At 49.6% G+C, this 23,751-nt stretch carries 26 protein-coding genes; 13 read left to right on the top strand and 13 right to left on the bottom strand.

Annotation, left to right across the window (positions count from 1 at the left end):
- Window positions 1-494 precede the first annotated feature (494 nt).
- The 4 genes from WFP70_RS05205 to WFP70_RS05220 all read right to left on the bottom strand — a co-directional run bounded on the left by WFP70_RS05205 (window position 495) and on the right by WFP70_RS05220 (window position 3,532).
- Window positions 495-647 (bottom strand): hypothetical protein, encoded by a 153-nt coding sequence (locus tag WFP70_RS05205; RefSeq protein ID WP_337022837.1) that lies wholly within the window; start codon window positions 645-647, stop codon window positions 495-497.
- A gap of 391 nt (window positions 648-1,038) precedes the next feature.
- Window positions 1,039-1,515, bottom strand: coding sequence for a nuclear transport factor 2 family protein (locus tag WFP70_RS05210; protein WP_337022838.1), 477 nt, complete (start codon window positions 1,513-1,515; stop codon window positions 1,039-1,041).
- A gap of 687 nt (window positions 1,516-2,202) precedes the next feature.
- Window positions 2,203-2,778 (bottom strand): TetR/AcrR family transcriptional regulator, encoded by a 576-nt coding sequence (locus WFP70_RS05215; RefSeq protein ID WP_337022839.1) that lies wholly within the window; start codon window positions 2,776-2,778, stop codon window positions 2,203-2,205.
- Between the two features lie 550 nt (window positions 2,779-3,328).
- The gene (locus WFP70_RS05220; protein WP_034822638.1) at window positions 3,329-3,532 is read right to left on the bottom strand and encodes a general stress protein; all 204 of its coding nucleotides are present in this window, start codon (window positions 3,530-3,532) and stop codon (window positions 3,329-3,331) included.
- Between the two features lie 453 nt (window positions 3,533-3,985).
- On the opposite strand from WFP70_RS05220, the gene WFP70_RS05225 reads away from it, so the two are divergent.
- Both WFP70_RS05225 and WFP70_RS05230 read left to right on the top strand, forming a co-directional pair.
- Window positions 3,986-4,492, top strand: coding sequence for a YciE/YciF ferroxidase family protein (locus WFP70_RS05225; protein WP_052127411.1), 507 nt, complete (start codon window positions 3,986-3,988; stop codon window positions 4,490-4,492).
- Between the two features lie 410 nt (window positions 4,493-4,902).
- Window positions 4,903-6,468, top strand: a complete 1,566-nt coding sequence (locus WFP70_RS05230; protein WP_337022840.1) for a methyl-accepting chemotaxis protein — start codon at window positions 4,903-4,905, stop codon at window positions 6,466-6,468.
- Between the two features lie 29 nt (window positions 6,469-6,497).
- Here WFP70_RS05230 and WFP70_RS05235 read toward each other — a convergent pair whose 3' ends face one another.
- Entirely contained in the window at window positions 6,498-7,394 is an 897-nt protein-coding gene (locus WFP70_RS05235) for a LysR substrate-binding domain-containing protein (RefSeq protein WP_337022841.1), read from the bottom strand.
- Window positions 7,395-7,507: 113 nt separating this feature from the next.
- Between WFP70_RS05235 and WFP70_RS05240 the strand changes: the two genes are divergently transcribed.
- The 3 genes from WFP70_RS05240 (at window position 7,508) to WFP70_RS05255 (ending at window position 9,828) form a co-directional block, all read left to right on the top strand.
- On the top strand, window positions 7,508-8,116 hold the full coding sequence (locus tag WFP70_RS05240; protein ID WP_337022842.1) for a LysE family translocator: 609 nt from the start codon (window positions 7,508-7,510) through the stop codon (window positions 8,114-8,116).
- Window positions 8,117-8,196: 80 nt separating this feature from the next.
- Window positions 8,197-8,604 (top strand): hypothetical protein, encoded by a 408-nt coding sequence (locus tag WFP70_RS05245; protein WP_034822646.1) that lies wholly within the window; start codon window positions 8,197-8,199, stop codon window positions 8,602-8,604.
- A 318-nt stretch (window positions 8,605-8,922) separates the two neighbouring features.
- Complete coding sequence (locus WFP70_RS05255; protein WP_034822648.1) at window positions 8,923-9,828, top strand: LysR family transcriptional regulator; 906 nt, start codon at window positions 8,923-8,925, stop codon at window positions 9,826-9,828.
- Here the strand turns inward: WFP70_RS05255 and msrA are convergent.
- From msrA to WFP70_RS05270, 3 genes are all read right to left on the bottom strand, one after another.
- Window positions 9,825-10,361: a peptide-methionine (S)-S-oxide reductase MsrA gene (msrA, locus tag WFP70_RS05260; RefSeq protein WP_082678132.1), complete on the bottom strand. Its 537-nt coding sequence runs from the start codon at window positions 10,359-10,361 to the stop codon at window positions 9,825-9,827. The genes WFP70_RS05255 and msrA overlap by 4 nt on opposite strands.
- Before the next feature lie 103 nt (window positions 10,362-10,464).
- Entirely contained in the window at window positions 10,465-11,253 is a 789-nt protein-coding gene (gene map / locus WFP70_RS05265; RefSeq protein ID WP_337022843.1) for a type I methionyl aminopeptidase, read from the bottom strand.
- Window positions 11,250-11,495, bottom strand: a complete 246-nt coding sequence (locus WFP70_RS05270) for a ParD-like family protein (RefSeq protein WP_034822655.1) — start codon at window positions 11,493-11,495, stop codon at window positions 11,250-11,252. Before WFP70_RS05270 ends, map begins: the two co-directional genes overlap by 4 nt.
- 757 nt (window positions 11,496-12,252) lie before the next feature.
- Here WFP70_RS05270 and WFP70_RS05275 point away from each other — a divergent pair.
- Window positions 12,253-14,019: a sensor domain-containing phosphodiesterase gene (locus WFP70_RS05275; RefSeq protein WP_337022844.1), complete on the top strand. Its 1,767-nt coding sequence runs from the start codon at window positions 12,253-12,255 to the stop codon at window positions 14,017-14,019.
- Here WFP70_RS05275 and WFP70_RS05280 read toward each other — a convergent pair.
- Together WFP70_RS05280 and WFP70_RS05285 are read right to left on the bottom strand one after the other, a co-directional pair.
- A complete protein-coding gene (locus WFP70_RS05280) occupies window positions 14,011-14,799 on the bottom strand; it encodes a hypothetical protein (protein ID WP_337022845.1) in 789 nt (262 codons plus the stop codon). The two genes, WFP70_RS05275 and WFP70_RS05280, sit on opposite strands and share 9 nt — an antisense overlap.
- Entirely contained in the window at window positions 14,800-14,997 is a 198-nt protein-coding gene (locus WFP70_RS05285; protein WP_034822666.1) for a hypothetical protein, read from the bottom strand. It abuts the gene before it with no gap.
- Window positions 14,998-15,247: 250 nt separating this feature from the next.
- On the opposite strand from WFP70_RS05285, the gene WFP70_RS05290 reads away from it, so the two are divergent.
- On the top strand, window positions 15,248-15,448 hold the full coding sequence (locus tag WFP70_RS05290) for a hypothetical protein (protein ID WP_034822668.1): 201 nt from the start codon (window positions 15,248-15,250) through the stop codon (window positions 15,446-15,448).
- 263 nt (window positions 15,449-15,711) lie between these two features.
- Window positions 15,712-15,837 (top strand): hypothetical protein, encoded by a 126-nt coding sequence (locus WFP70_RS05295; protein ID WP_337022846.1) that lies wholly within the window; start codon window positions 15,712-15,714, stop codon window positions 15,835-15,837.
- Window positions 15,838-15,906: 69 nt separating this feature from the next.
- Here WFP70_RS05295 and WFP70_RS05300 read toward each other — a convergent pair whose 3' ends face one another.
- The gene (locus WFP70_RS05300; RefSeq protein WP_034822671.1) at window positions 15,907-16,158 is read right to left on the bottom strand and encodes a hypothetical protein; all 252 of its coding nucleotides are present in this window, start codon (window positions 16,156-16,158) and stop codon (window positions 15,907-15,909) included.
- 225 nt (window positions 16,159-16,383) lie between these two features.
- Here WFP70_RS05300 and lepB point away from each other — a divergent pair, with 225 nt between their 5' ends.
- Window positions 16,384-17,319, top strand: a complete 936-nt coding sequence (gene lepB / locus WFP70_RS05305) for a signal peptidase I (protein WP_337022847.1) — start codon at window positions 16,384-16,386, stop codon at window positions 17,317-17,319.
- Window positions 17,320-17,360: 41 nt separating this feature from the next.
- Here the strand turns inward: lepB and WFP70_RS05310 are convergent, their stop codons facing one another.
- Window positions 17,361-17,546 carry a general stress protein gene (locus tag WFP70_RS05310; RefSeq protein ID WP_072016973.1) on the bottom strand — a complete coding sequence of 62 codons (186 nt, stop codon included), beginning with the start codon at window positions 17,544-17,546 and terminating at the stop codon, window positions 17,361-17,363.
- Between the two features lie 198 nt (window positions 17,547-17,744).
- Here WFP70_RS05310 and WFP70_RS05315 point away from each other — a divergent pair, with 198 nt between their 5' ends.
- The 4 genes from WFP70_RS05315 to WFP70_RS05330 all read left to right on the top strand — a co-directional run bounded on the left by WFP70_RS05315 (window position 17,745) and on the right by WFP70_RS05330 (window position 22,688).
- The gene (locus WFP70_RS05315; protein WP_337022848.1) at window positions 17,745-18,347 is read left to right on the top strand and encodes a LuxR C-terminal-related transcriptional regulator; all 603 of its coding nucleotides are present in this window, start codon (window positions 17,745-17,747) and stop codon (window positions 18,345-18,347) included.
- 134 nt (window positions 18,348-18,481) lie between these two features.
- Entirely contained in the window at window positions 18,482-19,204 is a 723-nt protein-coding gene (locus WFP70_RS05320) for a YoaK family protein (protein WP_058961215.1), read from the top strand.
- A gap of 205 nt (window positions 19,205-19,409) precedes the next feature.
- On the top strand, window positions 19,410-21,278 hold the full coding sequence (bglF, locus tag WFP70_RS05325) for a PTS beta-glucoside transporter subunit IIABC (protein WP_337022849.1): 1,869 nt from the start codon (window positions 19,410-19,412) through the stop codon (window positions 21,276-21,278).
- Window positions 21,279-21,293: 15 nt separating this feature from the next.
- Window positions 21,294-22,688: a glycoside hydrolase family 1 protein gene (locus tag WFP70_RS05330; protein WP_337022850.1), complete on the top strand. Its 1,395-nt coding sequence runs from the start codon at window positions 21,294-21,296 to the stop codon at window positions 22,686-22,688.
- Window positions 22,689-22,718: 30 nt separating this feature from the next.
- Here the strand turns inward: WFP70_RS05330 and licT are convergent, their stop codons facing one another.
- Window positions 22,719-23,582 (bottom strand): BglG family transcription antiterminator LicT, encoded by an 864-nt coding sequence (gene licT / locus WFP70_RS05335; protein WP_337022851.1) that lies wholly within the window; start codon window positions 23,580-23,582, stop codon window positions 22,719-22,721.
- Window positions 23,583-23,751: the final 169 nt, after the last annotated feature.

Consider the following 23,751-nt stretch of genomic DNA (forward strand, 5'->3'; position numbering starts at 1 on the left):
GCCTGAGAAAAGTAAACGGAAGGGTAGTAACTATCGAGTGTTTAATGACCAATGTGAGGGGTTTTTGAGCATGTTGAATGATGATATTTCCCCAAAATGCTTCCTAACATACTGATTATTATTGCTATTCAATGATGTTCGATTGTCGGAAAATGCCTTGCTAAAAGCGAGCTAACTAGTTGATTGTATTTCGTTATATCCATTTTTTATCGTCATGCCGGACGAACAGGTGGCAGCCGTGGCAACCTAACTGCGTAACAGCTGGGGCAATGCGGCAAAACCGGTGACACCGGATGAGGTGGCAGACAAGCGAGCCCTGCTGCGCCTGCCCTCGCAGATGGCAGCGCATTAATCAGGTGTGAGTTACAGGCCGTCCGGAAGGGCGGCCTGAATCCTTTCCCCAAAACTCCTCCAAAATTCTTCCCAAAGATGATTTTTACATTCTGGGGAAACTGGCAGGCGGTTATCCGTTCCAGACCTGCCAGCCAGTTAAGTTATGGGTTCATCAGACCGAAAATCTCCTCGTATTTGCCTTCTCTTTCCGCCCAGCGCCTTGCTTGATCGCGTTCAAGAAGTAACTCTCCTCGGGGCGTGTTCTGACTTTCCAGCATTGAGATGACTTGATTGATGTATTCATCAACGGGCATGGCGCTAATATCTTGAACAGCTTAAACAGTGCTTTTATTGATTCGGCTTCGTATCAGAAGTCACAGCAACAGAGGCCAGCTTCAGGTAGCTCGCTTACGCAACTCTTTAATTCCTTTACCTGTTTTACGGCGCAACAAGGCCAATAATGTGGATGCATCTGCATAGCCGATGTCTGCTGCAATGCTCTCAAGATCTTTTCCTTCTGCGATGAGCTCGTCGGCGGCGGTTTACAGGGAGAAACCTCGATCCAGATGTTGTCTCGACCATTTGCCGGTCAACTGTCAGTTGGGCTGGGGGCCAGTCGCTGATACCGGCTGGCCATGCGGTAGTGACTTCAGGGGCGGTTTCAATTAATCAGCAGCCCAGGTTTCATGCGGCCAAAATACTGACTTACAGCCCCAAATCTGACAGGCCAGGATGATCGTCCGGACGACGGCCCAGCGGCCAGAAGTACTTACGCTCGCTCTCTTTGATTGGCATGTCGTTGATGCAGGCGAAGCGACGCTCCATCAGGCCATCAGCGCCAAACTCCCAGTTTTCGTTTCCGTAGGAGCGGAACCAATTGCCGGAGTCATCGTGCCATTCGTAAGCATAGCGGACGGCGATGCGGTTACCGCCAAATGCCCATAGTTCCTTAATCAGGCGGTATTCGTGCTCTTTCTTCCATTTACGGTCGAGGAAGCTCTGCGCTTCTTCACGATTGTTGGCGAACTCGGCGCGGTTACGCCATTTGGTGTCCAGTGAGTAAGCCAGAGCCACTTTTGCAGCATCGCGGCTATTCCAGCCGTCTTCAGCCAGACGGACTTTCTCGATGGCCGTTTCCAGTTTGAAAGGCGGGAGCGGTGGACGAACTTGTGAATCAGTCATGGTAAAACTCCTGTAAATTTAGTTTCAGTCTAAAGATCGTTCTCGTGACTTAGGACTCAGTGAAAGACCTGTTCCAGCAAAAACTTCGCTACTTTTGATGCCTTGACCAGAAGGCTCACATCGGTGGCATCAATACCGTTCTGATAAGAGACCTTTCAACAAATTCAGGGATTCCCCTTTGGTATCGCGCGGCGTCCTGTCTGTGATTTAAAGGTAGAACGATCGTTCTACCTCGTCAATGATTTTTTCTGAAATGAATGCCGGGAGCAGAGAAAATTCGGCATTAAAATCGAAATAAGATATTGTTTTTAATTGGTTTTAAATTAACTGAGATTCGCCCGTTTCAGGTCTGAACAGGGAAGGGTAAGGGAACAAAATGTCGCTTATGAATGCGCCAGGGAAGTGCCCGATATACTCAAACGGCGATAAGAAGAAACACCATCGAGCTGTGGGTTATCCGTAGAAAATTAACTATCACGTTGCAGAAGATGACTTTGTCTGTTGATTGCATGTGCGGCGCGAACGTCCGGGCAGGCGGTGTGGTGACATCGCTGTTGTGTATGATGATGGCAGCGGGTATGCGCACAGATTGAAGGCGAGACCGTTTATCGGTCCCGCCTGTCTGAAGATAAATCGAATTCAAAAACGCATTTAAATCTTCATTCACGGGAAAAGCGTTCGCGATCCTCAAGGCCCGGAGGAGGCTCGTTCCAGCATGAGTTTCGCGATGTCCTGAGCGTTGTCGGCAGCACTCCCGTCGCCCATGACGTATGACATGGTGATCGCGCCTTCCAGCAGGATCAGCAACTGTCGAGCCAAATCCTCCGGATGCTCAACGTTCAGCTGTTCGGTAAGCTCCAGAGCGTAATCCAGCAACTTCTGTTTATGCATCTTGGCTATCTGACGCACAGGGTCTTCAGGATCGCCAACCTCACCCGCCGTGTTGATAAACGCGCAACCCCGGAATCCGTCGGACTCGAACCAGCTCTTCAGAACAGAGAACATGTTCAGGATACGTTCCTGAGGGGTCTTGCCTTTGTCAGACTCTGTTCTGAACCATTGCATCCACCGTTCGTCGCGCTCTGTTAACGCGGCGGATGCCACGTCTTCCTTGTTCGCGAAATGACGGTAAATACTCTTTCTGGCGACACCAGAGGTCTTGACCAAAAGGTCCATGCCCATAGCGTGGATACCGTTCTGGTAGATGAGCTCTTCGGCGGTTTTCAGGATTTTATCCCGTGTATCAGTTGTTTTTTTGATCATGGGTTAAAAGTAGAATTATCGTTCTACCACGTCAACGCTTTTTATCAAAGAGCCTGTAAAAAAGTCATTCGATTCTTGCGATAGCTGGAAGGACCCGAAGGAAAGGACGTTGATCGGAAGGCTTTGCAGACACCAGTCAGTATGAATGAGGGGGAGGGAAAAGTCTTTATAGTGAATAGCTATTTCATCCCCTCACCGACAAGAAGGTCAGTGCCCCTCCACTTTTGTAATTAAGTTAATCATCACCAACCTTAATTTTGACTAAGGTGTACAACTTGAATCTCCGTGTACAAATATGTTGGTTAATTCGTGTTTGGTTATTTATTCTGGGATCTAAATTGATCATTAATATATATAGGAAAAGTTCTGGATAAGCGAAGCGGCAAATGACGAACGATTGATCAAGAAATGATCGATTTTTTGTTGTTAGCGATGGGAATAACCCTCCTGACGTAGCGAATTTCGCATTTAAGCGAAGCGCTAATGCACGTCAGGAGAGTGTTGTGATAAAGGCTAGCGAACGTAACCCAGTGTTGAATTATTGATAGTGTTATTTCCGGCGGCTGATCTTTCCTCCCTTCCGGCCAGCTTCAACGGCGCGGTTCGGATCGTTTTTAAAATTGCCGCCACTTACCTGACCGCCTTTGCGGCCTGCTTCAGCTGCACGCTCCTTGTCCTCGGCGAAGTTCCCTGTGCCCCCACGACGTTGCGTCTTTTTCTCTTCCTCTTCAGGATGCTTGTTAGGGTCCGTCATGCGTTCTCCTCATTATATTTGTACCAACATAAAGCAAAAATAAATGTAGCGTTGTTTTTACCATAATCAAGTCAGGATTAATCTTAAGTTTTATTATTTTGCGGACTATTTGTTTAAGGATAAGTCGATTTTTGTTTATAAGCGGATGAAACTCACTTGAATGATGATTGTTAGCGCACTTTAGATGTTGAGTAAAGAGTGTTGTGAGGGTAAATATAAGCGAAGCGGCAAAGTGGTGATATTAATCCTCCCTCTCAGTTCTGCGCCGATTGGCTTGCGTAGAAGGGCTTACTTGCTACGTTTAATTAAGATGATTGTTAGTCCGTTAATTAACGCTTCGCTTATTTCCAGATAATTCCATTAGCGACGGCGTTGAGGCGGTTAGCTTGCTAAGCAACTGCATACCATCCCCAAAGGTAGTTCATTAAAAGCACATCAACCAGGAGTGAATGAATGACGAGGGAATCTGTTTATCTGGATTGGCTACGTGATGCACATGCGATGGAGAAGCACGGTGAAACGTTATTAAAACAAGCGATGGAGCGTCTCGACAGTGATTCTTCCATCGGGAGTCACATCGCGCATTATCTTGCGCAATCACGCGCACAGCAGTTGCAGGTGAAAGAGGTTCTGAAATGCCATGACGATAGTTGGTCGGCATTGAAAGAGGCATTAGGCCGCCTGTCTGTGGTGGGGCAGGCAGCAAGCGATATGCTGCGTGTTGAGCAGGACGCACGGATGGCCGTCAGCGTCTATGTCTTTTGTAGTTATAAAGTTGCGACTTACACCACGTTAATTGCCGCCGCCAGACAGGCTGATGACACTGAAGGCGCCGACATTTTTCAGCGGATCTTGCAACAGGAAGCGCAAATGGCGGCCAAACTGCTTGCGGACTTGCCTGAAGCAGCGAATCAATCGATAGACTCGCTGGCTGAAAGTGAAGCATCAAGCGCGGTGTAGTGTTTTCTGCGGGCAGCTTGCTGGCTGCCCGCAGAGAAAATAGCCAACATTATTAATGATTGCTCGTTAACGGCAATTGCATAAACTGCAGTAAAAAGCCGCTACGTTTATCTAAACGGAGGATCAAGCGCTACAAACTCAGTTTAATAAGTAAAGCGCACTGATCACTCAGGTGACTATTATTGCCAACAATTTAATATAACTGATCAAATTGTTTAATTGCGCAATTCCACAGGAAGTGAATTGTTTTGCACGAGTAAGTTATATTTAAGTAAAAGCATTAAGGTTAGTGAGCATGCTGACGATAACAGCAGGGACGCTGCCGATGAGAACGCGGAGCGTCTCCATTTCTTTGTTTTAATAACACCTGGATTTCATGACTCACTAATAAAAATCATTGAGGTTTCTAAATGGACATAGTTCAAGGATTTTCACGTAATATTAAATTACGCAGCAAACTCATTATTTCTTCGCTCATCAATATCGGTATGCTGCTTTTGGTCGCGGTACTGGGTTTAAATTCGCTGTTTATGGCACAAACCGGCGTCAACGGCATGATGAAAGATGATTACCCAACCATTGCGTTGGGCAATCAGTTAATCAATGAGATTAACACTACCATTCAGCGACAGGCTTTGCTGCTCAGCCCAATCAATGCGGAGCGCCGCAGCGCCATCATGAATGAGCTTCAGGGGGCAACCGGGCAAATTACGGAGATTTATCGTCAACTCCATGCACTGTCAACAGATGACGATTCCATTGCTTATCTCAAAATTTTGGATGATAAACGCAAAGCTTATTTAGAAGGCCGTAATGAATTTTTGCAACTCGCTAGTCAGGATCCTAATAAAGCGCTGGATTATTATCTGACAGCATTGGCGAGTAAACAAAAGGATTATACGGTTGAAGTGCAGCGTTTTATTGCACTGCAAGAGCAGCAGATGAATGGTTCCTACACACACTTTATGGATTCCTATCACACCACTAAAATTTCAATGGTGGTGATATTTATTGCGGCAGTTATTCTTTCTGCGTTGATTGGCTGGATTATTATCCAATCCATTACTGTGCCATTAAAAAACGTGATTGCGTTTCTTGGCCGTGTTGCTGATGGCGATCTCAGTACGAGTTTCAATGAAAAACGTAAAGACGAAATGGGCCAGTTAATAAAAGCCATTCAGCAGATGCAGGATAAAATGTCGACCATTGTCAGTCATATTCGTATCAGCGCAGAGCAAATCTCAGGAGGTGCCAGCGAAATTATGTCGGGTACACATGATTTGGCCGCGCGCACTGAAGAACAAGCCAGTTCGGTTGAACAAACAGCAGCATCGGTTGAAGAATTCACCGCCACTATTAGCAACACGCGCAATAACACCCACTTTGCTGCCGATCTGTCTGAAAAGGCGGAAAGCGCCGTGGGGCAGAACGCCACCATGATGAACAACGTGTCGACCAAAATGGCTGAGATCCATGATTCAGCCGGTCGCATGGCAGACATTATCAATCTGATTGATTCGATTGCTTTCCAGACCAATATCCTGGCGCTCAATGCGGCTGTTGAGGCGGCACGAGCAGGGGAGCACGGTCGCGGTTTTGCGGTAGTCGCGCAGGAAGTGCGCGCGCTGGCGCAAAAAACCGCCACCTCATCGCATGAGATTCGCCATCTGATTGAGGAGTCTTCCACGCGCATCGTTGATGGCCGTGACATGGTAGCGGATGCCAACAAACTGATGTCGGAAATGATGAACAACGTGGTGAACATGAAGGAGGTGCTGTCACAGATTAATCAGGCCAGCACCGAACAGGCCGATGGGATCAGTCAGATCAACACTGCTATCAGCCAAATTGACATCACGACGCAACAAAATGCCTCGCTGGTGGAGCAATCCCTGGCTGCTTCCGCCATGCTCAGCGAGCAAGCGGCAAACATGGTGAACAGCGTCAGCGTGTTTACCCTGCGTCAGAGCGCATAACCAGATGACAGGCGGCGTCAAGGCCGCCATTACTCTAAATTCTTGCTATTTAACACGGGCACCTGATCAAGCAACCATTGAAGCAATAGCTTGATGTTGGGCGCTTCCGGCCGGGTTTTCGGCCACACCAGATAATAACCGTCCCCTGTCGCCACCGGCTGGTTAAATGGCAGCACCAGTAAGCCGTTGTTGATCGCCTCCTGGCTGAGCAGCAAGTCACCAATTGAAACGCCGTGTCCACTGATCGCCGCCATCGTGCCCTGTTCCAGCGTATCGAACAGTTTGCCTTGCCACAGATTGATAACCGGTGCATCAGCTGCCCCCTGTGACCACCTCAGCCAGTCGCGGCGATCGTGTGAGGGGTGAATCAATTCACAACTTGCCAGTTGCTTTTGTGCCTGTCGTTCCAGTGCGGGGGCGCAAATCGGAATTAACCACTCCTGAAACAGCAAATGGCACTCAGTGTCTGCACCAAAATGACCGTCGCCCAACAAGATGGCGCAGTCAAAAGGTTCACGGGCAAAATCGACGTTGTCGGTGTCCATCCAAACGCTGGTAATCTGCACTTCAGGTGTTGAGTTTTGCTCGCGATAGAGTTGAAGTGCATCCAGCAGCCACCGCATGGTCAGTGTCGATGGGGCCTTGAGACGGAGTTGATGACCCTGCTGCGTGAAGGCGGCGCAAGCTTGCTCTAAAGAGGCAAATCCGGCCTGTAATTGTGCCGCTAATACGCTACCGGCAGCGCTGATTTCTACCCTGGGGCCTTTACGGATAAACAGTTGGCAATCGAACCACGCTTCAAGGGTGCGGATGTGGCGGCTAATCGCCCCAGGGGTGACGTTGAGTGCCGCAGCGGCCTGGCTAAAAGACCCCAACTGCGCCGCACTGGCAAAGGCGCGCAACGCATAAAGTGGAGGAAGCGTCATAAGGTAAACTCAATATTGAGTAAAACTCACATTCAACGGCATTTTAAAGCGTTTTTCAATGTGGAATCGAAAAGCCATACTGGCGACCTTCTAATACGTTTCAGGTCGTTACCATGAACCTCTCACTGCTGCTGGCGTATATGCTGGCGATTTTATTGCTGTTAATGACGCCAGGCCCGGTGGTGGCGCTGATCACGGGCACGGCCGCGCGTCATGGTTATCGCCGCGCTTTTGCCACAGTGGTGGGCACTAACGCGGCATCACTGGTGTTAATTGCGCTGGCTGCACTGATGTTGACGGGATTGGTCTCTCTCAATCCCTTGAGTTTGCAAGTCGCCGGGTTGCTGGGTTCCCTGTTTATTGGCGTGATTGCATGGCGAGGCTTACGTGTTGCGACAAGTGCAACCGCCCATCGGCCTGCAGCACAGGGTGGATTGCTGAAAGGCTTTGTGGTGGGCATCTCTAATCCAAAAGATATTCTGTTTTTTGCCGCGCTGTTTCCACAGTTTATCGCCATCACGCCCGATCTGAGCAGCAGCCTGATCACCCTGGCGCTGGTATGGATGGCCTTCGATTTTGCGGTGCTGGCGTTTTATATCATCACCGTGAAGCGCTGGCTGCCGGGAGCACATCAGCAGCGCCTGGAGCGGATATCAATGCTGATGTTGTTGCTTATCGCGCTGGCGGGAGCGTTCTACAACCTGAGGCATTTGTTGTTTTAGCGTGGTATTGAAGATTTCACCCAAAACGCCGATAACGCATAGCGAATGGCTGCATGGAGCAGCAGACTAAAGGGAAAGTAATGAAAAAAGCATTGATAGCGTTAGCGGTTTTAACTCTGGCAGGGTGCGCCAGACCTTATGGATCAGCCGATACCATCATCAATCAGCAAATGGTGACACCGGATGCCAGCAAGAAGCAGACACCGGTGACTGTTACGCGCCTCAAGCAGTTTATTGGTAGTGCCAGCGGTGGAACCTGCAAATTCGTGGTGAACGTGGATGGTCAGGATGTCGCGATGTTGCGTCAAAACCAGTTTGTCACTGCTTATCTGGAAAATGGTCTGCATAAGTTGCGCGTCAGTAATGACTGTTCAGTGATGAGTCTGGGGATGCGCAAGTCGCTGGATATTGTGGCTGACGGCACGCCACAGGAGTACGCCACAGAAGTAGGCTTCTGGGGACAGTACCGCATGTGGCGCACTAAATAAGTTACAGGTCGATCACCCGATTGCGTGATTAAATGCGTGAGCAGCACAGCGCGATAAACTGTTCAGCGGCTGGCGCTGGGTTTTTTTGTTTCCACCATCAGGCAATCCTCTTCAAATACCCGCGTATTGAAAGCGTGCACACCTTCTACCTGGACCCGCAGCTCGACGTTGCGGGTATTCATGGTGATGTTCCTGCCATTGGCTCACAAGGGCGACTGAAAGACTTCATTTTTATCAGGACATTGTGAATAATTAGCTCTGTACAAATCCATCCGACAGAATTCAATCAAGTGTTGCAAAAAACAGTACAGGTGATGCATGAGTCCGTTTTCCCGCTTTTCCGTTTACTTTGCAGAAGTGGCTCGCAGCGGCAGCTTACGTAAAGCCGCCGAGAAACTGCACGTCTCCGCGTCCGCCATTAACCGGCAGATCCTGCAGGCGGAAGAGAGCTTTGGTACGCCGCTGTTTGAGCGTTTGCCGGATGGGTTGCGGATGACCACCGCCGGTGAGTTGCTGTACGACGATGTGATGCGCTGGCAGCGCGAGTTTCGCGTTACGTGCCAGCGTTTCGATGATATTCAGGGGTTAAAGCGCGGTAACGTCAGCGCGGGTCTGGTGCAATCACTGACTAAGGGACCGGTGGCTGATGCGATTGCAGATATTGCACGTGAACATCAGTGGCTGCGGCTGGAACTTACCGTCGACAACAGCCACGCCATCAGCCAATTGATTCGACAGTCTGCGATTGATTTTGGCTTGATCCTTGATCCGGCGGGACAGAGTGGGCTGGATGTGTTGGCGTTTGCGGAACTGGATATGGGTATAGTCATGGCGCCCGATCATCCATTGAGCCAGTGCGATGCGCTATCGCTCAGTCAATTGAGCCAGGAGCGGCATATCATTCCTGGTGATTCGCTGGTGGTCCATGAACGGGTCGATGCGCTATACCGCAAGCAGGGCATGGCGCCGGATAACATTATTGCCTGTAACGATATTCGCCTGATACGCAGTTTGGTTGCTCAGGGCACTGGCGTATGCGTGCTGAGTTTGCTGGATGTGATGACTGAAGTGCAGGAGCAGCAACTGTGCTTTGTGCCGCTGAAAAACAGCGTGATGCGTCCGCTGACGTTGGCACTTTGTACTGCGCCATCCCGACAGTTATCGCGGGCGGCGCAGAGGGTGATTCAGCGCATCACACAGGTTATCGATGAGATGGCGCGTTAAGCGTCTGATGCCTGTTTCGGAAATTTATTGCGCAGTTTCTGCAGTTTTGCCGGGATATTCATCATACAGAAGGCGTTTTCCTGTCCTTCTTTCTCCCAGAAGTTTTGATGATAGTCTTCGGCTGCGTACCACTCGGCTAACGGTTCCAGCTTTGTCACCAGCGGCTTGCTGAGTTCGGCAGCGGCGCGCGCTATCCCTTGTTCAGCGGCAATGCGTTGTGCATCGCTGGTCGGAAATAGTGCGGAACGATAACGTGAACGCACCACGCCGTCTTTGATGTTTTCCTGCGTGGCATCATGGGTCGCGAAGTGGATGTCGAGCAAATCGTCGTAACTGACGAGATCAGGATCGAACTCGATTTTCACCGCTTCGGCGTGACCGGTGGTGTCGCTGTAAACTTGATCGTAAGTGGGTGACGAGACATGGCCGCCGATATAACCACTTTCCACGCTCAATACACCATGGATGGATTGGAAAATCGCTTCAGTACACCAAAAGCAGCCGCCGGCAAAAATGGCTTGTTCACGCATCAGTCTAAGTTCCGGATAAAAAAAGTGACGTTACCTTACACGGCAGTGAAAAGTAACGCCACTGCATTGGCGCATCCTGAATGCCTGTCAGCGCGCTAAGCCGCATTCAACCTTCTATTGCTGCGTAATCGCCTGTGCCTTCAGGCCATGGCGTAAGCAAATCGAAGCCGGTCTCGGTCACAGCAAGAGTGTGTTCCCACTGCGCCGACAGCGAGCGATCTTTTGTCACCACCGTCCAGCCATCAGATAAAACACTGGTACCTGCTTTGCCGGCATTGATCATTGGCTCGATGGTAAAGATCATGCCTGCCTGCAACTCAATCCCTGTGCCCGGCGTACCGTAGTGCAGAATCTGAGGCTCGTCGTGATAAATCTCACCAACACCGTGACCGCAATAATCACGCACCACTGAAAATCCGGCTTTCTCCGCCACCTGTTGGATCGCGGCGCCGATATCACCCAATGTCGCACCGGGTTTGACGACTTTAATGCCCGCCACCATCGATTCGTAGGTGATATCGACCAGACGTTTAGCGCGCACCGATGGCTCACCTACGTAATACATGCGGCTGGTATCACCGTACCAGCCATCTTTGATGATGCCGACGTCGATGTTGACGATATCGCCATTCTTGAGCTTCTTCTCACCTGGAATGCCATGGCACACCACGTGGTTTACCGAGGTACAGGTGGTGCGTGTATAGCCGTGATAACCAATATTCGCGGGAACAACCTTCAGTTCATTGACAATATAGTCATGGCAAATGGCGTCTAGTTCATCTGTGGTCACGCCGGGTTTGACGTAAGGGGTGATGATTTCCAGCACTTTTGCCGCGGCGTGTCCGGCAGCGCGTGCCAGTTCGATTTCTTCTGCAGAATGTAGTTTGATGGTCATTGCGCGATTCCCTGCGAGGTTAATGTAGGCTGGTCAAGCAGCTGCGCTAAATCTGCGCCGCCGTCACGTTCGACACGCATCAACAGGCGCGTCAGTTCCTGAAGGTTGAGGTCAGGATAAAGCTCAGCCAGCATGCCAATCTTCATCCAGTGTTCTGCCTGCGCATTGATGGAACGGCTTAACGCCGTGCTCGCGATACGCAGATTCTCATGCATCAGATCAGAAATTTTTACGATACCCATTATGCGATCCGTATATGAAACATAGTCGTTTTGCATATAGGTTACGCTGCGTCCGGATAAGATGGAAGGGGAAATGTTGGGAAGTTTGCCGTGACCCTATATAGCATCTTCACCTCTTAGCCGTTTAAGCCTGCTACGGCGTGACAGGGTGGCGTGATGTGTGGAGGAAAAGATAGACTAAAGAAAAAATACTCTGCGAAGCGGCTTAATAATCGTTGCAGAGTAATATTTCTGGATTTCCCTAAAGCAGGGTGTTGAAAATTCGGGATTTGAAACCTTAGTTAAAATAAAATAATCCCATTATTGAGAGATTAAGCTAATAAGCGAGACGCATCATTAAGAGAAAACCTGGACCGACTTAGCGATATGACAGGAATATATATGCCGTGATGCATCGCTTATTTGATGCTTTTCTGTGCTTGTTGAATTTAGGGCAACAGACTGAATTTTATGCGGTAATTATTAAATCCTATTAATGCGTGCGCTATTGATAAGATCTCTGGGCAGCCGTAATCCTTGTTATCAATTTACGCCTCGCTTGAATGGGATGAAGGATAGCTTTACTCAGTTTTCATGTAAGCTTCTTGTAAAGATATTTCAGCATGACAAACCGTGATGGCGAGCATAATATGGTGATATTCACCGGTTAATAATGAGCAAAATAGACGCAAAATGGCGGATATTCTCCTTAATGATAATGAAGTTATTCTTTTGAGTTCAGCATTGCTATCCGTGCCAGGGGAATGGGCGAGTGCAAATGAGCATAACTAACGAATTGAAGCCAGGCTGCATCACGCTCCAGGCACTTCGGAATCCGGATATCTGCCGTGACGATGTACTGAGCAAATTCACTGATTTGGTCAGTAAAACGCTGGATGTTCCCAGCAGTTTCATCTCTGTCCTTGACGATGATTTCCAATACATCAAAGCTGCGCACAACTTTAACGTCGGTGAAACGTTGCGTGCCGATTCATTGTGTCAGTACGTGGTCGAGGGGGATCAACCGCTGGTGGTGCCCGATACCCAACTGGACGCCTGTTTTTCCGTCAATCCTTTTGTTATAGGTGAACCTTTTGTTCGCTTCTATGCGGGTGTGCCACTAAAGAGCCAGGAAGGGCTGGTTTTAGGCACGCTATGCGTGGTGGATAGCAAACCACATACCTTTAGCGCTGAAAAGCTGGCGACGATGACGTTGCTATCCCAGCTGGTGATTTCCTTTCTTGAAGCCTGGCATTCTGTCGGTTTTACCGATCTGGTTACAGGATTGCCTAACCGACAGCAACTGATTAGAGACCTGCAATCCTTGCGTAATGCCGGTGATAACACGCGGTATCGGCTGGTGTTGATCGACTGCATCGATATGCCGCGAGCCTATGAGCTGGCGCGTTCGTTGGGCATGGCACCGGTCGAAGGGCTTCTCAAAGATATGGCAACGTTACTGCCGCTACGTCTGCGTCCCGGCAAAAATGAACTGCTCTATACCGTGGCAACCGGGCGGTTCGCGCTATTAACTCAACAAGAAAGTCCATTGTGCGCCGAGTGGGTTGCGCGACGCATGGAAGGCGTACGCGCCGAGATTGGCGAAGGTTTATCGGTCGATTTGGCGACACATACCGGTGAAACCCTCTTTTCGCCGTCAGAAATTTCCGCTCAGGAAGCGCTGCGTCGAGCCGTTAGTGCCTTGCATGAAGCCATTTGTCGCGGGATCCCGTGTATGAACTTCAGTGAGGAAAACGATGAGCGGCGTACGGATGACTTTACTCTCGTCAACGACCTGGCCACTGCTGTACGGCACAATCATGGCTTGTATCTGGTGTTCCAGCCGAAAATCTGTCTGAGCAACGGTTTACCGATTGGGCTCGAAGCGCTGATCCGATGGCGCCATCCCACCCGAGGTGAACTTTCTCCTTCAGTTTTCATCCCGCTCGCGGAACAAACCACGCTGCTGCAAGAGATCACCGAATGGGTCATTGATAAAACCATTGAGCGGTTGAAACGGCTCAACGGGCAAGGTATCCAGTTGCCTGTCACGGTGAACGTTAGCGTGCGCGACTTTAGCCAGGAAAGTTTTGCTGACAGGCTCGAGAATAAGATGATCAAGGCACGTCTGCCGACGAATCTGCTCGGCATTGAGTGCCTGGAAACTGAGCGCATCATCGAAAGCGCGGCGGCCATTAAGGGGCTGGAAATGTTGAAACTGCGCGGTTTTGGTATTGCGCTGGATGATTTCGGCACCGGTTACAGCAATATCAGTTATCTGCGAAAAATGCCTCTGGATGTGGTCAAACTCGACCGTTCGATTGTCGGCGGACTTGCCACGGATACCGCGTCACGCATCATCACCCGCAGCATTATCGCTATGCTCAAAGAACTGGATTATGTGGTGTTAGCGGAAGGCGTGGAAAATATTGAGACGCTCGAAGCGTTAAAAGAGTTCGGTTGCGATCAGGCGCAGGGGTTCTTTCATTCCCGCCCATTACCTGAAAGCGAACTGGATAATTGGTTACGCTGGAAGTTAGGGTGATGCGTCTGTGCTGACTTCATCGGTTCCTGCCTCACCCATTGCCAGAGCACTGGCGCTGGCGGGATCAAACAGCGACAGACTCTCGATTTGTTCCACCATAATCACTTTACGAAACGCTAAAGCTGTTTTGGGTTTCGACATGAAATCAATTTGGTGCTGATGATACCAACGGCTGTAATTGTGCTCAACGGCGAGATTTAACGTACGTGAATCGCGATAACCGCTGAGCATCGGTATTAATACAATATTGGCCGTGCTGGCATATTCGAAGGTGGCGGCATGAATCATGCCGATGTAGATGCGTCGGGATTTTAGCGTTATCCAGGCTAACTCACCTTCTTCCATACACTGCAACAACATCTGTTCAATACCGTTCGAACGTGACAATCGCTGATAGAGGTCGCGGCGGCTGCTGGCGGTTAATCGCGCGCTGCCAGCCCAGTTTGAGCGATACACACAAAACAGCACGGCAAAGGCGAGCATAATCACGACCGGTGCCTGAATACCCAGGAAGCTCCAGGTCATAAAATCCACATGCCAACGAGCATGCACCAGGCGGGTAAGTGCAAAAGTATTATTGATCGCGGAAGCGGCGAGTAATATCAGCCAGACAATCCCGGTGGCAAACACGCCCTGTAAGACAAAAATACAACCATAAAGGGCAATTAAAAAGTAAACATCCCAGCCAAAGGAACGCTTTATTTTTAAGCGACTCGACATGTCCCGGCTGGTGTACCAATAGCCACACACCATCAGCACCATAAATATTGCCGTTCCCATTTAGATATCCTTCAAGGTTTTGACATGATGGGCAAAATCGCGCTGAACTTTGGGACTTAACGGATTAACCGAAGCGTTGCCATCTTCATCAATAATGATCCTGTCGCCCTCCTGAATGGATTCTTTCATATCTTGCTGGCTCATCACTTGTAGCAATGACTCAGGGCTCTTGAAGAGGGCGATAACAAAGTGAAACATGTTATTTTCCAATTAATTTGGGTACCGAGAGTATGGCACACTATCCGATGTGAATTTGGGTTAGTGACTTGAATAAGAGGCGTGTTTTCGAACTTACGGATTAATCTGTCTAAAAAGCTGAAGTAAGCGAAACCGTAGGTGAACGGAAAAATTTACCAGTTTTAATAATGACTGGCTTAAACGTTCAGCATTCATTTCCTGTCGTTAAAATTAGACTACTATAAGAAAGACATTAAATATGAGGTTAATTATGAAAGATCATCATACGAATGAACAACGTAATAAAGAAGGGGATGTGCATAAGGGACTTCCCGAAGCCGCCCCCAATGTCGGCAATGCGTATGAAGAGGATGACCATCCAGCAAAAGACAACCCTGAAGATCATGGAGAGATTCCGCGCACGCGCGATGATAGTAAAGATCACAAGCATGATCCTTATCAGGATAAATAGCCTCGCTGAAAATTAATCGCACCCGACATTTAAAAAACATCTCTCTAATTATAGGGTGTGCTTAATCAATTGAAATTGTTGATTAATTACCCTGTAATTTCGAAATAAACGAAGCATGTAGTTTATAAAGTAAGCTTTTCTAGTGGTTAAAATATTTTATAAAATATCCTACGCTTGATTCACAAAATCGGGTATTTTCTACACCGCATCAATCATCACCCCACTAAACTACTTATACCCAATCAGGGTGAATGGAGGTATATATGTCAGAACGTCCAGATCCAGATGATGTTAAGCCGCAGCCTGGCGACGATTTACCCTTACCCGATGAAGAGGATGATGAGACTGACGATCGTGATTTACCTGATGATCAAAAACCGATGATCTGACTCTCAATTCAGAGCCGCGGAAGCGGCTCTTTTGCGTGATTTGTAAGGGTATTATTGCGGTACAGCATTTCAATCATTGGATGATGCATCATCTTTGATGTATTGCCGTATCGCTTCATGCATGGCTCGGTTACGGTCAACTTCCAGTCCGCGCTCTTCATACTCTTTAGCCATGTTAATAATGACTTCATCATATTTCCCTTTGAAGGTGATGTTATTCACTGCGACCTGTTTAATCATCAGTTCACGCAACACCTCAGTTTCGATTTTTAAACGCTGAACCGTTTCTTCAAGTTCCTTTATTCTCTCTTCGGTGGACATTATCACTCCCTATTAAGTTATGTAGATTAAGCAAGCCACATTATTGAAAAGAATATGGCATTGAAAAGCCTATAACTCAAGCCTCACCATTCGCATCATATTAAGCGAGCCGTAAAGCACAGATAGGAGAGCGATAACCTAACATTGGGTTTATATTGACGGCGCAAATTAACGAGCCGCAATGATTGATGCGGATGAATAACGCGGCAGCGCTGGAAGCCTCTTATGATGAACATCTTCGCCCTGATACTGGCCATTGCTGTGGTTTTTAGCGGCCTGAGTTGGACATACAGGCTTTGGGCTTTGACGCGCATCACCGTTGAGAAAAACCAGGCAGAATCTTCGCTCATACAGCAGGGTAAAACTCAGCGCCTCCCGAGTTGGCTGGATACGCCCGCATCGCTCTTTCCGTTACTGGTCATCGTGTTACTGGTTCGGGCCTTTGGCTGGGAGCCTTTTCGCATTCCTTCTGGATCCATGATGCCAACTCTACTCACCGGCGACTGGGTGCTGGCAGATAAATATTCATACGGGCTTCGAAATCCATTCAATCAGAAAACGTTGCTTGCCACCGGACACCCTAAACGTGGTGATATTGCGATATTTACGTTTCCTCAGGACGAAACGCAGTTGTTCATTAAAAGAGTGATCGGTTTGCCCGGTGACAAAGTCATCTTCAATCCAGCCTCACAACAGCTCACTGTTTTCTCTTTTTGCCAGGACCATCAATCTTGTGCACCAGCGCTAGCCATTCATTACAGTGCGCTCAAAGCGGGCGAGTTCGTCGAGACTGCCGGAATGCATCCGGGCTTTTATGCCAGACCAATTGGCGAGGAAAAGCCTGATGAACAGCGTCTATTGATGGGCACTGAAACGCTAGCGGGGGTGACGCATCGCATTTTGCAGAAGCCTGAATTGACTGTTTCAGCATCGGCATTTTTCCATCAGCCAGGTCAGCAGACTGGAGAGTGGGTGGTGCCGGCGGATAGCTATTTTATGATGGGGGATAATCGTAACAACAGCTATGACAGCCGCTATTGGGGTTTTGTCCCTGAGCGTAATCTGGTAGGCAAAGCGGTGGCGATTGGATTTAGTATGGAAAAACAGGAAGGGCAGTGGCCGACAGGCTTGAGGCCAGGTCGCATCGGGTGGATCCATTAAGAGGAGATGCCAGTCCCTGGCAGAACAAATCCTAAAGCGCTTTACTCAGACTTTGTTGGAGGACGGCGACTTATCTTGCCTCCTTTCCGACCCGCTTCAACGGCGCGTTCAGGATCGTTTCTGAAGTTGCCTCCACTGGCTTTGCCTCCCGCTTTACCAGCTTCTCTTGCGCGTGCCGGATCGTTAGCAAAATTCCCTGCACCGCCTCTGTAGCTCTGTTGTTTCATAGGAAGACCTCATATCAATGTTCCGTGAGAGATAAGGACTAGCTAGTCACTCCATAATTTTAGTGCGCGATTGCGGCTTCGCCAGCACGGGATAATTAATATTTTGTAGTCTTTATCGCACAAAAAAAGAAATGTTGTCCGATTTAAAATAGCCACTAATCACGATTAAATGGTTTTTTAATTGTTTAAGTAATAAACATGAAAATATTAAATGTTGAAGCCAATTTATGGGCCGCGCTTGGCTTAGAAAAGCTATTAATATCTGCAGGTTACCAATTCTTGTCCTGCTCATCTTTAAGTGATGCAAAAAAAATATTAATCGATCAATTTATCGAAGTAATGATTATTGAGTTAAAAACCGAAGCGGATGATATTGAATCTTCCTATGCGTTTTTAAGCCTGTTGCAGGCACTTTATCCTAGTATCCGCGTGTTGGTACTGACCGACATTAATGATGCTGCGCTGCTTAATTTTCTTGCCCATGAATTTCACTCGGTTTTATTTCTGACAAAAAAAGCCTCATTAGCCAGCATTGTTCAAAACGTCAATACACTTGCTGAGAAGAGACCGCATACATCAACACGCAGCCGTGTTCCTTCGCTCTCGCTGCAAGAATTTCACATGCTGAAATGGCTTGCCCGATACAGCAGTCAGCAGGACATTGCCTTGCGTGTCAGACTGAATAACAAAACCATCAGTCACTATAAGCGATCGATTTACATTAAACTGAATTGTGAGAATAATGTTCAGTTTCATCATCGGCTTACGCAATACGGGTTTAATCGAACCCATGTCGATTAATACCTCCACTGATTGTATCCCTCGCTCATAACGCCCTGTTATGCCCGGTCAGTAAAGGGTGCCTTTTGCCTGAGGCTTGAGAATTCCGGCCCGCAGGAGGAAGATATTCCCCTTTGCCAGGGCCGGGAATAGCCATGCTGATTACCTCCGAAAACACGCGCACTTTTAATACGGATACCCGACTCGCCTGCACGCTGGCGGCTGTTGCGGGCGCGCTGAACACAGCTGCATTTGAAACCGTCGGTTTTTTCTCTGCCAACATGACGGGCAACGTCTCGTCACTTTCCGATCATCTGGCGAAAGCGAATCTGCATGTCGGATTGTTCTTCCTGCTGATAGTGCTGCTCTTTATAGCGGGTTCTTCTGTCTCGACCCTGATTATCAACTCCGGACGCAGGCGACAAATTCGCGGGATTTATGCCATCAACATCCTGCTGGAAGGCGTGGCATTATTCGCGCTGGGCGTCATTGAGAGTTGGTTCAGCTTTAGTGAATCGGGCGTATTGCTGGTGCTCAGTTTGAGTTTTTTGATGGGATTACAAAACGCCGTGGTGACCCGGATTTCCAACGCACGCGTGCGCACCACCCATGTCTCCGGTACCGCTACCGACATTGGCATTGAGTTGGCCATGTTGTTTGATGTGCTACGCCGTAAAGAATCCCCGAAAGATGCGCCGCTCTATATCGAGCGTTTAAAACTGCACTTCTTCACGGTGATGGCATTCCTGTTCGGCGGCGTGCTGGGTATTCTGCTGCTGAACGCGCTGAGCTATAAACTGTTAATTTTGATTGGTGTGATGCTATCTGCCCTCGCTTTGTCAGCATTACAACGAGCCGGGCATGCGCTGCACTCCTGAACAATAATTGACGCGCTTCACACATTTCAGCGCGATTTTTGAAAACTGCTTGCTACTTTTTGGCAATGCTCAGCAAGATAACCGTCATTAAGGATTGTTACTGTTCGGCAGGCAAAACCTGAGGCGCGCCCTTTCTCTATCACAGAGGGCGCGCCTCAGGTTTTTTTTTGCGCGAAATTCGGGGCGTTTTGCAGGAGAAGGGAAGATGCAATATCAGGAACTGGCAGATGACATTGTGGCTGGCGTGGGGGGAAAAGATAACATCATCAGCGTGATGCACTGCGCAACGCGCCTGCGCTTCAAGTTAAAAGAGAGCCAAAAAGCGCATACCGCCGAGTTGAAAAATAATCCTGGCGTGATCATGGTGGTGGAGAGCGGGGGACAGTATCAGGTGGTGATCGGCAACCAGGTTGCGGAGGTCTACCGCGCGTTAACGGCACGCTATGCCCTCGACCATGCCGATAACGTGGAGGACACTACGCCACAAAACCTGTTTGCCCGTTTTATCGATCTGGTTTCCGGCATTTTTACACCCTTTATTGGTGTGATGATTGCGACAGGCATCATCAAGGGACTGCTGGCGTTGGCGCTGGTGCTCGGTGCGATGGACGCGAGCAGCGGCAGCTACAAAGTGCTGTTTGTTGCCAGTGATGGACTCTTTTACTTCCTGCCGATTCTGCTCGGCTACAGCGCCGGGAAAAAATTTGGCGGTAACCCCTTTGTCAGCATGGCGATTGCCGCAGCGCTGGTGCATCCGTTGATACTTGAAGCGATGCAACAGCAGCAGGCAGGAAAGCCACTGACCTTTGTCGGTATCCCGCTGGAAATACTCAATTACAGCTCCTCGGTGATCCCGATTATCTTTGCTGCGTGGGTCTCAAGCCTGATTGAGCGTTGGGTACATCCGCGTTCACCCGGTGCGGTGCGTAACTTCATTACGCCGCTGGTGTGCTTGCTAATCACCGTGCCGCTCACTTTTCTGGCGATTGGCCCGGCAGCCACCTGGCTCAGCCGCTTGCTGGCGGAAGGCTATCTGTGGATTTACAGCCTCAGCCCCATGGTTGCAGGTGCGGTGATGGGCGCGATCTGGCAAATCTGTGTGATTTTCGGTCTGCACTGGGGACTGGTGCCGATCATGCTCAACAATCTGGCCAACTTCGGTCACGACACCCTACTGCCATTACTGATGCCGGCGGTATTAGGACAGGCGGGCGCGACATTGGGGATCTTCCTGCGCACGCGTGATATCAAACTCAAAGCGATGGCCGGATCGGCATTCACTGCCAGCATTTTTGGTATCACTGAACCCGCAGTGTATGGCGTCACGCTTCCACGTCGACGTCCTTTCATCTTCGGCTGTATTGGTGGCGCATTGGGTGCCGCCATTCTGGGCTTCTGGCACACCACCATTTACTCCTTTGGCTTCCCCAGTATTTTCACGTTTATTCAGGTCGTGCCCAGCACGGGTATTGATGCCAGCGTGCTGGCGTCCTTTGCCGGTGCAGCGGTCGCGCTAGTTTTCGCCTGTGCCATGACCTATGTGTTTGGTTTACGAGAGTCTGCGGCACAACCCGTTGTGGCTGAACCCGTCGCCGATCCCGCGCCTGCGACATTAACGCGCCGTGAAAGCGTGGTGAGCCCGATTGCGGGTGACGTATTGCCGCTGGATAAAGTCAAAGATGAAACTTTCGCCAGCGGTTTACTCGGCAAGGGCGCGGCCATTCTGCCGCACGTGGGCCGCGTAGTATCGCCGGTCAATGGCGTAGTTTCCTCCATGTTCCGCACCGGACATGCGATTGGCCTGACGTCAGATCAAGGCGCGGAAGTGCTGATCCATGTTGGACTCGATACCGTCAAACTCGACGGGCAATATTTCCGTCCTCAGGTACAAAACGATCAGCCAGTGAAAGTGGGCGATGTGCTATTGGAGTTTGATATTGAGGCGATCAAAAACGCTGGATTCGACCTCACCACACCGGTGCTGGTGAGCAACAGCGATGAATTTATTGATGTATTAACCCTGAACAACAGCGCAGTGAGTGAAGGCTCGCCGCTGCTGGCCGTGCTGAAATAACCAAGGAGCAAGTAAATGACTACACGTTTCCCGGATGCATTTTTATGGGGTGGCGCCGTTGCCGCCAATCAGGTGGAAGGTGCCTGGCAGGAGGGCGGTAAAGGGCTATCGACCTCGGATCTGCAACCCAAAGGTATTTTTGGCGCGCGCGTTGAACGCAGCGGCAATGATTTTGGCATCAAAGACACGGCGATTGATTTCTATCATCGCTTCCCGGAAGACATCAAGCTGTTCGCAGAGATGGGCTTTACCGTTCTGCGTACCTCGATTGCCTGGACGCGTATTTTCCCGCAGGGCGATGAAGCTCAGCCAAACGAGGAGGGGTTGGCCTTTTACGATCGTTTGTTTGATGAGATGGCAAAGTACAACATCACTCCGCTAGTGACGTTGTCACATTACGAAATGCCTTTTGGCTTGATCAAAAAATATGGCGGCTGGGGCAATCGCATCACCATTGATTGTTTTGAACGCTATGCGCGCGCGGTATTCACTCGCTTCCAGCTTAAAGTGAAGCTGTGGTTGACGTTCAATGAAATCAACATGTCATTGCATGCGCCCTTTACTGGCGTTGGATTACCGGAAGAGAGCGATCAACAGGCGATTTATCAGGCGATTCATCATCAGCTGGTGGCGAGCGGCCGCGCCGTACAAGCCTGCCATGAGATTGTTAAGGACGGTAAGATCGGCAACATGCTGCTGGGTGCGTTGCTCTATCCGCTCAGCTGCCGTCCTGCCGATGTGTTGGAAACGTTGCAGCAGAATCGCGAGTGGTTATTCTTTGGTGATGTGCAGGTGCGCGGTGCCTATCCGGCTTACATGAAACGCTTCTTCGCCGATCGCGGAATCACCGTCAGCATCACGGATGAGGACAAACGCGACCTGCGCAACACTGTGGATTACATCTCCTTCAGTTATTACATGACCGGTTGCGTCACCACCAATGAAGAAGAGAACCAAAAAGCGCAGGGCAATATCTTGTCGATGGTGCCGAATCCGCATCTCGCCAGCTCAGAGTGGGGATGGCAGATTGATCCGGAAGGTCTGCGTATACTGCTTAACATCTTGTACGACCGTTATCAGAAGCCGCTATTTATTGTGGAAAATGGCCTGGGTGCCAAAGATGTGGTTGAGGCCGATGGCAGCATCAATGACGATTACCGCATCCAGTATCTCAATGATCACTTAGTGCAGGTACGGGAAGCGATTGAAGATGGTGTGGACGTGATGGGCTACACCTGCTGGGGACCGATTGACCTGGTCAGCGCCTCTAAAGCCGAGTTCTCGAAGCGTTACGGTTTCATCCACGTTGATCGTGATGATGCGGGCAACGGCACGCTGGAACGCTCGCGTAAAAAGAGCTTCTTCTGGTATCAGGATGTGATCCGTAGCCACGGCGCGGCATTGAAATAAACCCGCTAACGGGCGCGCTGGCGCCCGTTTTTACGCCTCGTCGGCATCTTCCTGCAACGCTAATGTCTCTTTGCGAACTCGCTCAATATGGATGGTGAGAAACATGCGCTCTTCCGCCGAGAGGGCATAGAGATATTTTTGCTGGATGTGGCTGTCGATCTTCATCGCGCATTGATAAGCAATCGGATATTTGTCGCGCACCACATCATGCAATGACTCATCTTTGCTGCACACGCCGCGTTTTCCCAGCATGCGCTGGGCAAAAAACTTCAAATGGTTAACGAAGCGGTTATAGCTCAGGCTGTCGGTGCGGTAATCCAGCTGCAACCGATACTTCACGATATGCAAAATCTCCTGCATAAATTGCGTCACATGAGAGACATCGGCAAAGTCGCTGCCCAGTTGCGCGTTGACTAAGTGCAGGGCGATAAAGCCTGCTTCATCGTCAGGTAACACCACACCGAGGCGTTTGTTGATCAGGGCCAGTGCTTCCATGCCAATCGCGAACTCTTTGGGGTAGAGCGTTTTGATCTCCCACTTCAATACATTACGAATCGGAATGCCTTGCTGATGGCGTTCAATCGCGAAATGGCAGTGATCGCACAGCGCAATCGAGAGGCTCTCATGCAGCGGCTGGCCCAACTGTTGACGTGCGCTGGCGATGATTAACTCGCTGGTTGTGATGACTTCCAGCGGGATATCAGAAAGCAACTCGCCTAGCCTTCCTGTCAGGGTGTCACTCTGCAGTGCGAAGACTTTTTCAATCTGCTGCGCATCCAGCGCATCGCCCACACGCTTCTGAAAAGCCAGCCCGCGACCCATCACGACTTGTTCTTTGCCGTTCTCGCCCAGTACGACCACGACATTGTTATTGAGGATCTTCGCGATTTTCATTTTTATCAGCCCTGAAAAAGAAAAAACCTGACCCACCGGGAGGGCGGCGTGTCAGGTTTTGCCTGCGTTTGCGCGCAGTAACAATCTGGCGAGATAATAAGCCGCTCTGTGATTCCGACAAGCATGCTGACCGTTAAATGTGAGACACGTCATGTTTTATTGCGTAGCG

Origin of the sequence: Pantoea sp. USMM079, assembly GCF_037153115.1 — a bacterium.
GTDB lineage: Bacteria > Pseudomonadota > Gammaproteobacteria > Enterobacterales > Enterobacteriaceae > Pantoea > Pantoea communis.

Bases quoted from the DNA above. Each gene is read 5' to 3' on its own strand.
- WFP70_RS05205 (WP_337022837.1), bottom strand. From the start codon at position 647: ATGCCCGTTGATGAATACATCAATCAAGTCATCTCAATGCTGGAAAGT.
- WFP70_RS05210 (WP_337022838.1), bottom strand. From the start codon at position 1,515: ATGACTGATTCACAAGTTCGTCCACCGCTCCCGCCTTTCAAACTGGAA.
- WFP70_RS05215 (WP_337022839.1), bottom strand. From the start codon at position 2,778: ATGATCAAAAAAACAACTGATACACGGGATAAAATCCTGAAAACCGCC.
- WFP70_RS05220 (WP_034822638.1), bottom strand. From the start codon at position 3,532: ATGACGGACCCTAACAAGCATCCTGAAGAGGAAGAGAAAAAGACGCAA.
- WFP70_RS05225 (WP_052127411.1), top strand. From the start codon at position 3,986: ATGACGAGGGAATCTGTTTATCTGGATTGGCTACGTGATGCACATGCG.
- WFP70_RS05230 (WP_337022840.1), top strand. From the start codon at position 4,903: ATGGACATAGTTCAAGGATTTTCACGTAATATTAAATTACGCAGCAAA.
- WFP70_RS05235 (WP_337022841.1), bottom strand. From the start codon at position 7,394: ATGACGCTTCCTCCACTTTATGCGTTGCGCGCCTTTGCCAGTGCGGCG.
- WFP70_RS05240 (WP_337022842.1), top strand. From the start codon at position 7,508: ATGAACCTCTCACTGCTGCTGGCGTATATGCTGGCGATTTTATTGCTG.
- WFP70_RS05245 (WP_034822646.1), top strand. From the start codon at position 8,197: ATGAAAAAAGCATTGATAGCGTTAGCGGTTTTAACTCTGGCAGGGTGC.
- WFP70_RS05255 (WP_034822648.1), top strand. From the start codon at position 8,923: ATGAGTCCGTTTTCCCGCTTTTCCGTTTACTTTGCAGAAGTGGCTCGC.
- map (WP_337022843.1), bottom strand. From the start codon at position 11,253: ATGACCATCAAACTACATTCTGCAGAAGAAATCGAACTGGCACGCGCT.
- WFP70_RS05270 (WP_034822655.1), bottom strand. From the start codon at position 11,495: ATGGGTATCGTAAAAATTTCTGATCTGATGCATGAGAATCTGCGTATC.
- WFP70_RS05275 (WP_337022844.1), top strand. From the start codon at position 12,253: ATGAGCATAACTAACGAATTGAAGCCAGGCTGCATCACGCTCCAGGCA.
- WFP70_RS05280 (WP_337022845.1), bottom strand. From the start codon at position 14,799: ATGGGAACGGCAATATTTATGGTGCTGATGGTGTGTGGCTATTGGTAC.
- WFP70_RS05285 (WP_034822666.1), bottom strand. From the start codon at position 14,997: ATGTTTCACTTTGTTATCGCCCTCTTCAAGAGCCCTGAGTCATTGCTA.
- WFP70_RS05290 (WP_034822668.1), top strand. From the start codon at position 15,248: ATGAAAGATCATCATACGAATGAACAACGTAATAAAGAAGGGGATGTG.
- WFP70_RS05295 (WP_337022846.1), top strand. From the start codon at position 15,712: ATGTCAGAACGTCCAGATCCAGATGATGTTAAGCCGCAGCCTGGCGAC.
- WFP70_RS05300 (WP_034822671.1), bottom strand. From the start codon at position 16,158: ATGTCCACCGAAGAGAGAATAAAGGAACTTGAAGAAACGGTTCAGCGT.
- lepB (WP_337022847.1), top strand. From the start codon at position 16,384: ATGATGAACATCTTCGCCCTGATACTGGCCATTGCTGTGGTTTTTAGC.
- WFP70_RS05310 (WP_072016973.1), bottom strand. From the start codon at position 17,546: ATGAAACAACAGAGCTACAGAGGCGGTGCAGGGAATTTTGCTAACGAT.
- WFP70_RS05315 (WP_337022848.1), top strand. From the start codon at position 17,745: ATGAAAATATTAAATGTTGAAGCCAATTTATGGGCCGCGCTTGGCTTA.
- WFP70_RS05320 (WP_058961215.1), top strand. From the start codon at position 18,482: ATGCTGATTACCTCCGAAAACACGCGCACTTTTAATACGGATACCCGA.
- bglF (WP_337022849.1), top strand. From the start codon at position 19,410: ATGCAATATCAGGAACTGGCAGATGACATTGTGGCTGGCGTGGGGGGA.
- WFP70_RS05330 (WP_337022850.1), top strand. From the start codon at position 21,294: ATGACTACACGTTTCCCGGATGCATTTTTATGGGGTGGCGCCGTTGCC.
- licT (WP_337022851.1), bottom strand. From the start codon at position 23,582: ATGAAAATCGCGAAGATCCTCAATAACAATGTCGTGGTCGTACTGGGC.